We start from the raw sequence: 13,410 nt of genomic DNA on the forward strand, positions 1-13,410 counted from the left end.
CTCGTGGCGCGAGCGGTCGCCCGCGCTCAGTAGCGGTAGTGCTCGGGCTTGTACGGGCCCTCGACCGGGACGCCGAGGTAGTCGGCCTGGGACGGCGAGAGCTCGGTGAGCCGCACGCCGAGCGCGTCGAGGTGCAGGCGGGCCACCTTCTCGTCGAGCACCTTGGGCAGGCGGTAGACCTGGCGCGCGTACGACCGCTCGCGGCCCTCGCGCTCGGCACCCGTCGCGTCCTGGAACAGCTCGATCTGGCCGATCACCTGGTTGGAGAACGAGTTGCTCATGACGAACGACGGGTGGCCGGTCGCGTTGCCGAGGTTGAGCAGGCGTCCCTCCGACAGCACGACGATCGAGCGGCCCGCAGGCTGCCCGCCCGGGCCGGGCTCGGCGAACGTCCACTCGTGGACCTGCGCCTTGATCTCGGTGCGGGAGACGCCCGGCACCTCGGCGAGGCCCGCCATGTCGATCTCGTTGTCGAAGTGGCCGATGTTGCCGACGACGGCCTTGTCCTTCATCGCGACGAGGTGCTCGGCGCGGATCACGTCCTTGTTGCCCGTGGTCGTGACGAAGAAGTCGGCCTCGCCGAGCACGTCCTCGATCCGGGCGACCTGGTAGCCGTCCATCGCGGCCTGGAGCGCGCAGATCGGGTCGACCTCGGACACGATGACGCGCGCGCCCTGGCCGCGGAACGCCTCGGCCGCGCCCTTGCCGACGTCGCCGTACCCGGCGACGAACGCGACCTTGCCGCCCATGAGGACGTCGGTCGCGCGGTTGATGCCGTCGGGCAGCGAGTGGCGGATGCCGTACTTGTTGTCGAACTTCGACTTGGTGACCGAGTCGTTGACGTTGATCGCCGGGAAGAGCAGCTCGCCGGCCTCGGCGAGCTGGTAGAGGCGGTGCACGCCCGTCGTCGTCTCCTCGGTGACGCCCTGGATCGCCTGGGCGATGGTCGTCCAGCGCAGCGGGTCGGCCTCGAGCGCGCGGCGCAGCACGGCGCGCACGACGTTCATCTCGTGCGTGTGGTCCGGCTCGCCCGGCAGGGTGTCGGGCGGGACGACGCCCGCGCGCTCGTACTGGAGCCCGAGGTGGACGAGCATCGTGGCGTCGCCGCCGTCGTCGAGGATGAGGTTCGGCGACTCGTCGCCGGGCCACACGAGGATCTGCTCGGTGCAGTCCCAGTACTCCTCGAGGCTCTCGCCCTTCCACGCGAAGACGGGCACACCCTGCGGGTCCTCGGGCGTCCCGTGCGGCCCGACGACGACGGCGGCCGCGGCCTCGTCCTGCGTGGAGAAGATGTTGCAGCTCGCCCAGCGCACCTGCGCCCCGAGCGCGACGAGCGTCTCGATGAGGACGGCGGTCTGCACGGTCATGTGGAGCGACCCGGCGATCCGGGCCCCGGCGAGCGGCTGCGACTCCCCGTACTCGGCGCGCAGCGCCATGAGGCCGGGCATCTCGTGCTCGGCGAGGCGGAGCTGGTGGCGGCCCGCCTCCGCGAGGGAGAGGTCGCGGACCTTGTAGCCGCCGGGGACCTCGTCGAAGCCGGGGGTGGCTCCCGGGGTTCCGGTCGTCGGGGCGGGCGCTGTGGTGGACATGGTTCTCCTGTGCGTTCTCGGTGCCGGTCGGGCCGGTGGTACCGGCCGGTCCGGTGGTCGGCCGGTGGCTGCGCTGGGGGCTCCCGTCCGCGCCGGACGGGACCGCGGCCCGCCCGGTCCCAGCCTACCGACGACGATGCCGACCGGCCCCGGCGAGCGGGCGCCCGGCGCGGGTCACACCGTTCGTCCTGCGCGCGCGCCCGGGCGCGCGCGTAACACGAATGCTTGACCATCTCAAGATCACAAAGGGATAACGATCCGCAATCGTTCGTCATCCGCACCGTTGCAACGATGCTCGGTCAAGAATCGTCCTAGAACAGCCCCCGATCCACGACCCCTAGGTAGAAGTTGAACCTCGAATCAGGCAGGGTGCTGGAGTACCGATTGACGTCGGACCAGCATGTGGCCCGCTGCGCGCCGAGCGCGGAGGTCGCCTCCGGGCGCCCGACCGCGACGCGATCAGGGGCCACGTGCCGCGCTCCCGAGACGCCGCCGCCGGACCCCTCTGGCGCCGTCCTCGCGCGGGGCGTGCCGGTCCCCCGCACGGAAGGTGGCGAGACCCGCCCGCATGACTGCCCCCAGCATCACCCCGCCAGACAGCACGACCGCAGTACCCGAGCAGACCGAGCCGAGCACGACCGCCGCCGACGTCGCGGTCTCCGTCCGCGACGTCTACAAGGTCTTCGGCCGCCGGCCCGTCGAGGCGATCCGCCGGCTCGAGCAGGGCGCGGCGCGCGACGACGTCAAGGCGCTCGGGACCGCTGCGGTCATCGACGCCTCCTTCGAGGTGCGCCGCGGCGAGATCTTCGTCGTGATGGGCCTCTCCGGCTCCGGCAAGTCGACGCTCATCCGCATGCTCAACGGCCTGTGGAAGCCGACGGCCGGCCACGTGGTGGTCGGCGGCACCGACCTCGCGACCACCGACGCCAAGCAGCTGCGCGCCCTGCGCCGCAGCAGCGTGAGCATGGTCTTCCAGCACTTCGCGCTCCTCCCCCACCGCACCGTGCTCGACAACGCCGCCTACCCGCTGGAGATCCAGGGCGTCGGCAAGGCCGAGCGCCGCGAGAAGGCCCGCACCGCCCTCGACCTCGTCGGGCTCGGCGGGTGGGAGGACTCGCTCCCGTCGCAGCTCTCGGGCGGCATGCGCCAGCGCGTCGGCCTCGCCCGCGCGCTCGCCGCCGACACCGACGTCCTGCTCATGGACGAGGCGTTCAGCGCGCTCGACCCGCTCATCCGGCGCGAGATGCAGGAGCAGCTCCTCGACCTCCAGCAGCGCCTCGGCAAGACGATCGTCTTCATCACGCACGACCTCAACGAGGCCATGCACCTGGGCGACCGCATCGCCGTCATGCGCGACGGGCGGATCGTCCAGATCGGCACCGCCGAGCAGATCCTCTCCGACCCGGCCAACGACTACGTCGCCCAGTTCGTCGCCGACGTCGACCGCACGCGCGTCCTCACGGCCTCGTCCGTGATGGTGCGCCCCGCGGTCGTCGTGCCCGTGAGCGGCGGGCCGCGCCAGGCGAGCCGGGCCATGCGCGAGGCACAGGTGTCGGCCGCGTACGTCGTCGACCGCCAGCGGGTGCTGCACGGCGTCGTGCGCGACGACGACGCCGTTGCCGCGCTCAAGGCCGGCCAGGAGTCCATCGCCGACCTCGTGCACGACGGCGTCGCGCCGGTGTCCCCGGACACGCCCCTCGCGGAGATCTTCGCCCCGGCCGCCGAGTCCTCGCTCCCGGTGCCCGTGACCGACGCCGAGGGCCGCCTCGTCGGCGTCGTCCCGCGCGTCACGCTGCTCGAGGCCATGGTCCCGCCGGACCAGCCGCGCACCGGCGAGATCGACCTCGGCGCGCCGTCCGTGGCGGACGAGACGGTCGCGGACGCCGCCGTGGACTCCGACCCGACGACCGAGGGAGGTGCCGCGTGAACGACACCCTCGTCCCCCGCATCCCGCTCGGCGAGTGGGTCGACACGTTCGTCGACTGGATGACCTCGACGTTCCGGCCGCTCTTCCGCTTCGTCAAGGACGTGCTCGTCGGCATCTACGACGGGCTGGACACCATCCTGTCGAGCCCGCCGTTCTGGGTCGTCGCGCTCGCGCTCGCGCTGCTCGCGCTCCTGGCCAAGGGCTGGAAGCTCGCACTGGGCTCGCTCGTCGGGTTCGTCGTCATCGCGGGCGTCGACCAGTGGGACAACGCGATGGACACCCTCGCGCTCGTCCTGCTCTCCGCGGTCCTGGCCCTCGTCGTCGCGATCCCGCTCGGCATCTGGGCCGCGCGGAACGACCGCGTCTCCACGGTCGTGCGTCCGGTCCTCGACTTCATGCAGACCATGCCGGCGTTCGTCTACCTCATCCCGACCGTCGTCATCTTCCTCACCGGCCCCGTGCCCGGGATCATCGCGACGATCATCTTCGCCATGGCCCCCGGCGTCCGGTTCACCGAGCTCGGCATCCGGCAGGTGGACAAGGAGGTCGTGGAGGCAGGCCAGGCGTTCGGCTCGACCCCGGGCCGCATCCTGCGACAGATCCAGCTCCCGCTCGCGCTGCCGACCATCATGGCGGGCGTCAACCAGGTCATCATGCTGTCGCTCTCCATGGTCGTCATCGCGGGCATGGTCGGCGCCGGCGGCCTCGGCAACGACGTCGTCGCCGCGCTCCAGCGCGTCAACGTCGCGCTCGGCTTCGAGGCCGGTCTCGCCGTCGTCATCCTCGCCATGTTCCTCGACCGCGTGACTTCCGCGCTCGGCGACCGCGCCCCCGTCTCGCGCGCCCTCGCCGCAGCACGCGTCTGAGGCACGTCCGAACCGAACCCGGCCGCAGCGCCGGGAACCAGCCCGCCGCACCCCCGGCGCCGGGCACACCGACCGGGTCCGTCCGGACCCAGGGAAGGACAGCATGACCCCCGCACGTACCCGCACCACCCGCCGCACCGTCCGTCGCTCCGCCGCCGTCGCAGCGACCGCCGTCCTCGGCCTCGCCCTCACCGCCTGCGCCTCCGACTCCGGCTCTGGCGGCTCGGACGGCGGCTCCACCGGGGAGGACGAGACGTCGATCTCCATCGGCATCCCCTCCGGGTGGGACGAGGGCATCGCCGTCTCCCACCTGTGGACCGCGATCCTCGAGGAGGAGGGCTACGACGTCTCCTCCCAGACCGCCGACGTCGGCGTCATCTACACCGGCCTCGCCGGCGGTGACTTCGACGTCACGCTCGACGTCTGGCTGCCCTACACGCACGCCTCGTACGAGAAGGAGTACGGCGACGAGGTCACCGACCTCGGCTACTGGTACGACGACGCGAAGCTCACCATCGCGGTGAACGAGGACTCGCCCGCGCAGTCGCTCGAGGACCTCGCCGGCATGGCCGACGAGTACGGCAACAAGCTCGTCGGGATCGAGGCCGGCGCCGGGCTCACCGAGATCACCCAGGACCAGGTCGTCCCGACCTACGGGCTCGAGGGCATGGACTACTCCATCTCCTCCACGCCCGCGATGCTCGCCGAGCTCAAGGGCGCGACCGACGCCGGCGAGAACATCGCCGTGACGCTGTGGCGCCCGCACTGGGCCTACGACGAGTTCCCCGTCCGCGACCTGGAGGACCCCGAGGGCGCGCTCGGCGAGGCCGAGAAGATCCACATGTGGGGCTCGTCCGACTTCGAGGAGCGCTACCCGACGCTGACCAAGCTGTTCGGTGCGTTCACGCTGGACGACGAGCAGCTCTTCTCGCTCGAGAACATGATGTTCAACTCCGACGAGTACGCCGACGAGGCCGAGGCCGTCCAGGCCTGGCTCGAGGCGAACCCGACGTTCGTCGACGACCTCAAGGAGTCCGCAGGCGTCTGACGCCCGGGCAGGACCACGAGCGCGGCGGCCGCCTCCCGTACGGGGGGCGGCCGTCGCCTCTCTATCATCGTGCGGTGACCTCTCCCCAGACCGAGCTCCGCACGCACCCCCCGCGGCACGCCGCGCCCCGTGCGTCCGGCGGCACGCCGGCAGCGCCCAGGACGGACGTCCAGGCGCTCCGCGCGATCGCGGTCGGAGCGGTCGTCCTCAACCACCTGTGGCCGAACCGGCTCCCGGGCGGCTACGTCGGCGTGGACGTCTTCTTCGTCATCTCCGGCTTCCTCATCACGTCGCACCTGCTCAAGGAGCTGCTCTCGACGGGGCGCGTCCGGCTCGCGACGTTCTACGCGCGCCGCGTCCGACGCCTCCTGCCGGCGGCGCTCCTCGTCCTGGCGGTCTCCGCCGTCGCCGTCTGGGCCTTCCTGCCGTACACGGCGTGGTCACGCAGCGCGCAGGAGATCGCGGCGTCCGCGTTCTACGTCGAGAACTGGGCGCTCGCCGCGCGCTCCGTGAACTACTCCGCGCTCAACGACGACGCCACCGTCGCGCAGCACTACTGGTCGCTGTCGGTCGAGGAGCAGTTCTACCTCTTCTGGCCGCTCCTGCTGCTCGGCCTCTACCTCGTGGCCGTCAGGGGCGGGCGCGCGGCGGCCCGGCCACGGCGCGCGGTCGCCGCCGGGGTCCTCGCCGTCGGCGCGCTCTCGCTCGTCCTGAGCGTCGTCATGACCGTCCGCTCGCCGAGCGAGGCGTACTTCGTCACGCCGGTCCGGTTCTGGGAGTTCGCGCTCGGTGGTCTCCTCGCGCTCGGCGCGACCCGCGTGCGGCTGAACGGCGCGGCGGCGAACGTGCTCGCCCTGGCGGGCTTCGCGACCATCGCCGCCACCGCGATCGTCTACGACCACGCCACGCCGTTCCCCGGCTGGCTCGCCGCGATCCCCGCGCTCGGCACGGCCGCCGTGATCCTGGCCGGGACGGAGCGCCGTCCGCTGCTCCACGACCGGGTCACGGCGCTGCGCCCGGTCCAGGTCCTCGGCGACGTCTCCTACTCCGTCTACCTGTGGCACTGGCCCCTGATCGTCGTGGCTCCGTTCGCGCTGAGCCGGTCGCTCACGACCGTGGACAAGCTGGGCATCGCCGTCGCGTCCGTCGCGCTGGCGTGGGTCACCAAGATCCTGGTCGAGGACAAGGGACGGACGTGGCGCTGGGCGTCCGTCCGGCCACGCCGGTCGTTCGTCCTCATGCTGGCGGGCATGGCGGTCGTCGGCGCGCTCGCCCTGGGGCTGCACGCCGCCGCGGGACGCTCCGCGGCCGAGGCGGAGCGCGCGGCGCAGCAGGCGGCCGCTGCTGATGCCGCCTGCTACGGACCGGCCGCGCTCGCTGCCGGCGCACCGTGCGACGACCCGTTCGGCCCCGCCGTCAACCCCGTCCTCGGCGAGGACAGCAAGTACTACGTCCTCGACCACCCCGACGCGTGCGGGCAGGCCGGGTCCTGGCTGGAGATCGACGGCACCAAGACGACCGTGCGGTGCGACTTCGGCGGCGGGCCCGACGCACCCCGGGTGTGGGTCATGGGCGACTCCCACGCGCAGCAGTGGCAGGCGCCGCTGCTGGAGATCGCCGACGAGCAGGGCTGGCAGGTGACGCTCAGCTTCCTGGGCGCGTGCCCGCCGGCCGACGTCGAGTACGTCGGGTACCGGGGGAATCCCGCGACCGCGGAGAAGCGCGCGCAGTGCGACGAGTGGCGCGACGCCGTGCACGACGAGATCTCCGCCGAGAAGCCCGACATGGTGTTCACGTCGAGCTTTGCCCGCGCGGAGCAGGTCGACGACGGCTCGGGCCGGAGCACTACCGAGCAGTACGTCGAGGGCTTCCGGTCGTTCTGGCAGCCGTGGCTCGAGGCCGGGACCGACGTCTACGTGCTCGGCGACCCGCCGATGAACGGCATGGTCCGCGACAAGGACTGTGCGATCCTCAACCCGCAGTCACCGGTCGAGTGCGCGGTCGACCGGGGCGTCGCCCAGCCCGCGGACCCCATGCTCGAGGCCGCGAGCCGACCGGCGGACGGTCCAGGCAGCCTCGTCCCCGTCGACCTCACGGACCGCTTCTGCGACGCCGAGCGCTGCTATGCGGTGGTCGGCGGGCTGCCGGTCTACGCCGACCGCGACCACCTCAACAAGCAGTACGCGCTCGGGCTCGAGGGCGAGATCGCCGGCATCGTCGCGCGCGAGGGCTGAGGTCGAGACCGTCGGCCGAGCGGAGACGGAGTCGCCGCACGGCCGACGGCCCTGTCAGGTCATCCGTTCTTGGACGCGCGGTAGCCCGCAGCGCGCGCGGCCGCCGCCGTCGTGAAGCACTCCTCCGGCTTGGTCGCCGCGTAGTACCGGCCGCCCGGGACGTGGTAGATCATGCTGTTCCGGTTGCCCTTGATCGGCGCCCAGGACGGGCAGTTCCACGTGCTCACCGGTGTGGTGCGCGACGGTCGCGGCGGGGCCTTCACCGCGGCGGTCGCGGCGCTCGTGCGGGACGCCGTGACCCAGCCGCCCCTCTTGCCCGTCACGGTCACGGTGATCTTCTTGCCCTGGTCCGCCGCGACGAGCTTGTAGGTCGACCGGGTGGCGCCGGGGATGGCGACCCCGTTGCGCTTCCACTGGTAGCCGAAGGTCGCTGCGGGCGACCAGGCACCTGGCCGCACGGTGAGGGTCTTGGTGACCTGCGCCGTGCCGGCGATCACGGGGACGACCGTGCGCACGAACGCCCGGACGACCCCGGCCGTCGCGGCGCTCGTCGCGCTCCGCGAGGTGTAGCCCGTCGCGCGACCGGTGACCGTCACCGTGATCCGCTTCCCGTGGTCGGCGACGGCGAGCGTGTACGAGGTCTTCGTCGCTCCCTTGATGGCGACCCCGTTGCGCTTCCACTGGTAGGAGAGCGTGGGCTTCGGCGTCCACGTGCCGGCGGTGACCTTGAGCACGGACCCGACCCTCGCGGTCCCGGAGATCTTGACCGCCCCGGGAGCCAGGACACCGTCCGCGACCTTCGCGGTCGCCTTGCTCGTCACGGCACGGGTCGTGTAACCGGCGTTCGTCCCCGTCACGGTGACGGTGACGGTCTTGCCTCGGTCGGCGACGCGCGGGGTGAACGTCGCACCGGTCGCACCCGTCACCCTCGCCCCACCGACGGACCACTGGTAGGCCAGGCGCGTGCCCGCCGTCCACGACCCCGCCGCCGCCGTCAGCCGCGAGCCGACGCGCGCGGTGCCGGACACGACCGGCGTCGGCGCGGTGAGCACGCCCGCGACGACCTTGGCCGTCGGCGCGCTCGCGACCTCGCGCGGCGCGTACCCCGGCGACGCCCCGGTGACGACCACGCTGACCTGCTGACCGATGTCGGCAGCCGAGAGCACGTAGGACACGCCCGTCGCCCCGGCGATCGCCGCCGTACCTCGACGCCACTGGTACGAGAACGTGGCCGACGGCGACCAGGTCCCGGGCGAGGCGACGAGGGTCGCGCCCACGCGGGCCGTTCCGGTCACGACCGGCACCTGCGGGAGGAGCGTGCCCGCGGCGACGGTGACGGGCGCGCTCGACGACGTGCGCGTCGCGTAGCCGGCCCTGGTCCCGGTCACCTCCACGACGAGCTCGCGACCCTCGTCCGCGGGCGTGGCGGTGTAGGCCGCGTCGAGCGCCTCGTCGACGGGGACGCCATCACGCAGCCAGCGGTAGGAGAGGGCGACGTCCTCGCCCCAGTCGACGACGGCGACGACCGTGCTCCCGACCGCTGCGGTCCCCTCGACGACGGGGTCCGGTCCGGGGAGGGAGCCCTCCGCGACCGGCTCCGTCGCGGCGGTCGCACGGGTCACGGGCGCCGCGCCGGAGCCGGGGAGGGACCCGACGAGCTCCGCGTGCACGCGCGCCCCGACGAGCGACGGCGAGATCTCGAGCTCGGTGGCGACGGCGCCGTCGATCAGGGTGCCGTCGGCGTACCAGGAGACCGCGAGCTCGACGCCGTCAGGACCCCACGGGTCCGAAGCGACGCCCAGCGTCGCGCCGACACGTGCCTCGCCGACGAGGACCGGGCTCGTCCTGGGAGCGACCACGACCTCCGTGGTCTCCTGCACGTCTTCCGACGGGGCCGTGCCGACCGCGTCGACCAGCTCGACGACCGGGCCCGCACCGGGCTCCGCGACGAGCGCCGCCGGCCGCTGGGTGGGCTCCTGGGCCGCCGCGGGGACCGCCGCGAGCGGCGTGAGGACGAGCGCTGCGACCACGGCCGGGGCGAGAAGCCGATGCCGCGGCGACGCGGCGTCGTGCGAGAAGAGGAACACTGCAGCTCCAGGCGGTGACGGGTCCGGCCGCCCTGGCCGGCGAGAGAACCGTAGTCGACCGGAGGTCGGTCACGACCCTTCCCGCCGAGGATCCGCAAGGAATTCACCCGCGCTGACGGCGGCGCTCAGGTCCGCGAGGTCAGTGCTCCCTGGCGTACTGCTCCAGGACGTCGTCGAGCGGCCCGTCGGCGCGCAGCTCACCAGCTCGCAGGTAGAGCCCGCGCGTGCAGAACCGCCTCAGGTCGTCGTTGTTGTGCGAGACGAGGAACAGGGTGCGCCCGGCGGACAGCAGCTCGCCGATCCGCTGGTAGCACTTGTCGCGGAACGCCTTGTCCCCGACCGCCAGGACCTCGTCGACGAGCAGGATGGGGCCGTCGAGCTGCGAGACCACGGAGAAGGCGAGACGGACCTGCATCCCCGAGGAGTAGTGCCGGTAGGGCGAGTCGAGGAACTTGTGGATCTCGGCGAAGTCGACGATCTCGTCGAAGCGCTCGTCGATCTCCTTCTTCGACATCCCGTGCAGGCCGGCGGCGAGGTAGATGTTCTCCCGGCCCGTGAGGTCGGGGACGAACCCGCCCGTGATCTCGATGAGCGGGGACACGTCGGCCTTCACGGTCGCCCGGCCCTCGTCCGGGAGGAGGACGCCCGTGACGACCTTGAGGAGCGTCGACTTGCCCTGACCGTTCCGACCGATCACCCCGATCGCCTCACCTGGAGAGACGTCGAACGAGACGTTGCGCAGAGCCCAGAACGAGTCGCGGGCCGGGCCCTTGTCACGACGCAGGATCATCTGCCGCAGGCCCGCGCTGCGGCGGCCGCGGTCGAACTGCACGCCGACGTCCTTCACCGAGATGATGGGGTCGGGCAGCCCGGCGAGCGAGGTCGTCGCCATCACAGCTCCTTCAGCATGGAACGCTCGGTCCGCGCGAAGACGATCCAGCCGAGCACGAGGGTGAACACCGAGACCCCGCCGGCGATCGCGATCGCGTCCCAGTGCACGGCGTCAGGGAAGAACCCCGCCCGGAACGCCGTGATGATCCCGCTCATGGGGTTGAGCAGGTACAGCGTCTTGAGGACCTGCGGGATCCCCGCGTTGTACACGTCCTGGATCCCGTACAGCACGGGCGACGCGTAGAAGAGCACGCGCATCGCGACCCGGATGAGCGGCTCGATGTCGCGCAGGAGCACCTGGAGCGGCGCCAGCAGCAGGCCGACCCCGGAGAGCAGGACGAGCTGCATGACGATCGCGACGGGGAAGAGCCAGATGTGGCCGTTGATCTCCGGCTGGAAGATGAGGAGGAACACGGCGAGCACGGGCATCGAGAACCCGAACTCCACGGTCTTCGACATCACCACGCGGAGCGGCCAGACCTCACGGGGCAGGCGCGTCGACCGCACCAGGCGGGAGTCGTGCTGGAGCGAGTTGGCGCTGTCGCCCACGCAGTTCTGGAACCAGGTCCAGGGCAGCAGCGCGGCGAGGAGGAAGATGATGTACGGCTCTTCCCCGACCGAGCGCGGGAAGATCTTGGTGAAGACGAACCAGTAGACCGCGGCCATGAGCAACGGGTCGAGGATCGACCAGAAGTACCCGAGCAGCGAGTCCGCGTACCGGACCTTGAGGTCTCGCCGGACCAGGAGGCCCAGGACCGAACGGGCCCTCCACAGCGCCATCGGCCTGTTCACGGCCGCGACGACGCCTGCATCACTCACTTCTGCCTCCACGTGCTGGACGCCTCGCACACGAGGCCGTCGCACACCCTACCGCCGTGAGACCCTGCGGACGGACGGTCAGTCGTCGCCATCGGTGATCCCGATCGTCGCGCGCCATGCCGAGGGGGCGACGAGCGCGGACGCCTGGTCGCGGTACGCCTTCTGCACCTCGGGCCAGCGCCGCTTGAGCTCTCGGTGCAGCGCGAACGACTCCCGCCAGAGCCCGACGAACGCCTTGCGGTCTCGCACGTACCAGTTCCCCGTACGGTCCTCTCCGGCCAGGACGAGCACGCTGTCGTACCGCGGCAGCTCCCACCAGACCCCCTGGCCCCGCTCGAGCTGGGCGTCCGGACGGCTCCGCTTCTCGGGGCGCACGGGGACGAGGAGCTGACGCGCGACGGCGCGCAGCGTGAAGACCGCGAGCGCCGCACCTCGGGGACCGTGCTTCCGGGCGGTGGGCGGCACGTCCTTGCGGGCCGCCACCGGAGCCGGGGCGTCGACGGTGTAGCTCCGGGCCTCGCCGAACTCCTTGGCCAGCGCGCGCAGCTCACCGAGCCGCGTCCCCATCGTCGCGTGGAGCTCGCCCGGACCCTTCAGCACGTCGCGGAGAGCCGCGTTGCGGAGCGTCACGGCGTAGTACTGCATCGAGAGGAGGTGCTTGAGGTTGAGCCGGCTGCTGTCCGCGAGGAGGGCACCGCCGTGGTCCTCGGTGGAGTGGACCAGCCCGGAGACCACGCGGTTGCGGGCGTGGAAGTACGCCTGCCAGTCGATCGCGTCGTCCTTGTCCTGCCACGTGATGTGCCACAGCGCGACGCCGGGGAGCGAGACCGTCGGGACGCCCGCCGCCTTGGCGCGCAGCCCGTACTCCGCGTCGTCCCACTTGATGAAGAACGGCATCGACAACCCGATCTCGCGGACGACCGCCGTCGGGATCAGGCACATCCACCAGCCGTTGTAGTCCGCGCGCGGCCTCCGGTGCAGCCACCGCGTCGAGCGCAGCGACTCGTCCGAGAAGTCGACGAGACGGTGGTCGGGGTCCGCGGGGCCCCACATGAAGTTGGACTGCTGCACGATCTCGCTCACCGCGTGCAGGTTGGTGGGGCGGTACATGTCGAACATGTGGCCGCCGACGATGGTGGGCCGCGAGCAGGCGTCCGCGAAGCGCACGGCACGGAAGATGCTCTCCGGCTCGACCGCGACGTCGTCGTCGAGGAGCAGGACGTGCGTGGAGCCGTGCGCGACCGCCTCGAGCATGCCGCGCGAGAAGCCGCCCGAGCCGCCGAGGTTGGGCTGGTCCACGATCTTCAGCCGGTCCCCGAGGCCTTCGCGCGCCTCCTCGAAGCCCGGCTCCGCCGCGACCTTCTGCGTGCCCTGGTCCACGACGACGACCCGGTCCAGGACCTGGCGCACGTCGTCGTCCGTGCCCAGCGCCCGCAGCGTCCGCACGCAGTAGTCGGGCTTGTTGAACGTCGTCACGGCCACGGTCACCGTGCCGGCCGCCGCGGTCCCGTCCACCTCCCAGTGCCCGGGGCCGATCTCGACGTCGGTCGACGCCGTGATCTCGAACCAGCACCAGCCGCCGTCGGCCGCCCCGGCCGTGGCCACCTCGAGCCGCACGGTCTCCTCGCCGTCGAACCGGACCGCCTCGAGCCGCGTCGCGTGCCCGCGGGCGTCCGTGCGCACGAGGCGGACCTGCCCGCGTCCGGCCAGCTCGATCTCCAGCGTCACGGACGTCACCGCGGTGCTCGCCGCCCAGTGCATCAGGGGGAAGGCGTTGAAGTAGGAGGCGAACGAGACGTCGCTCCCGGCGACCAGACGGGCCGTGCGGCGCGAGACCACGTCGATCGACGAGGTCGCTCCGCGCGGGCTCTCGACGTACAACGGGAGCTTGTCCAGATCCGTGGGGTAGACGACGTGCTGGACGGTGATCACGGTGGGCGCCTCGCAGG

9 protein-coding genes are annotated in these 13,410 nt (G+C 72.0%); 4 read left to right on the forward strand and 5 right to left on the reverse strand.

Annotated elements, in window-relative coordinates; translation table 11 throughout:
• Nucleotides 1-26: 26 nt before the first annotated feature.
• Nucleotides 27-1,589: an adenosylhomocysteinase gene (gene ahcY / locus ACN9MS_RS14950; RefSeq protein ID WP_426309282.1), complete on the reverse strand. Its 1,563-nt coding sequence runs from the start codon at nt 1,587-1,589 to the stop codon at nt 27-29.
• 568 nt (nt 1,590-2,157) lie between these two features.
• Here ahcY and ACN9MS_RS14955 point away from each other — a divergent pair.
• The 4 genes from ACN9MS_RS14955 to ACN9MS_RS14970 all read left to right on the forward strand — a co-directional run bounded on the left by ACN9MS_RS14955 (nt 2,158) and on the right by ACN9MS_RS14970 (nt 7,664).
• On the forward strand, nt 2,158-3,516 hold the full coding sequence (locus ACN9MS_RS14955) for a quaternary amine ABC transporter ATP-binding protein (protein ID WP_426309283.1): 1,359 nt from the start codon (nt 2,158-2,160) through the stop codon (nt 3,514-3,516).
• Nucleotides 3,513-4,382, forward strand: a complete 870-nt coding sequence (locus ACN9MS_RS14960; RefSeq protein WP_426309284.1) for an ABC transporter permease — start codon at nt 3,513-3,515, stop codon at nt 4,380-4,382. The genes ACN9MS_RS14955 and ACN9MS_RS14960 overlap by 4 nt, the downstream gene beginning before the upstream one ends.
• Nucleotides 4,383-4,485: 103 nt before the next feature.
• Entirely contained in the window at nt 4,486-5,430 is a 945-nt protein-coding gene (locus ACN9MS_RS14965) for a glycine betaine ABC transporter substrate-binding protein (protein ID WP_426309285.1), read from the forward strand.
• Between the two features lie 74 nt (nt 5,431-5,504).
• The gene (locus tag ACN9MS_RS14970) at nt 5,505-7,664 is read left to right on the forward strand and encodes an acyltransferase family protein (RefSeq protein ID WP_426309286.1); all 2,160 of its coding nucleotides are present in this window, start codon (nt 5,505-5,507) and stop codon (nt 7,662-7,664) included.
• Between the two features lie 59 nt (nt 7,665-7,723).
• Here ACN9MS_RS14970 and ACN9MS_RS14975 read toward each other — a convergent pair whose 3' ends face one another.
• From ACN9MS_RS14975 to ACN9MS_RS14990, 4 genes are all read right to left on the reverse strand, one after another.
• A complete protein-coding gene (locus ACN9MS_RS14975; protein ID WP_426309287.1) occupies nt 7,724-9,751 on the reverse strand; it encodes a hypothetical protein in 2,028 nt (675 codons plus the stop codon).
• A gap of 139 nt (nt 9,752-9,890) precedes the next feature.
• On the reverse strand, nt 9,891-10,643 hold the full coding sequence (locus ACN9MS_RS14980; protein ID WP_426309288.1) for an ABC transporter ATP-binding protein: 753 nt from the start codon (nt 10,641-10,643) through the stop codon (nt 9,891-9,893).
• Nucleotides 10,643-11,461, reverse strand: a complete 819-nt coding sequence (locus ACN9MS_RS14985) for an ABC transporter permease (RefSeq protein WP_426309289.1) — start codon at nt 11,459-11,461, stop codon at nt 10,643-10,645. The genes ACN9MS_RS14980 and ACN9MS_RS14985 overlap by 1 nt, the downstream gene beginning before the upstream one ends.
• Before the next feature lie 78 nt (nt 11,462-11,539).
• Nucleotides 11,540-13,393, reverse strand: coding sequence for a glycosyltransferase (locus ACN9MS_RS14990; RefSeq protein ID WP_426309290.1), 1,854 nt, complete (start codon nt 13,391-13,393; stop codon nt 11,540-11,542).
• Nucleotides 13,394-13,410 lie beyond the last annotated feature (17 nt).

This window comes from Cellulosimicrobium sp. E-16 (assembly GCF_049913115.1).
GTDB lineage: Bacteria > Actinomycetota > Actinomycetes > Actinomycetales > Cellulomonadaceae > Cellulosimicrobium.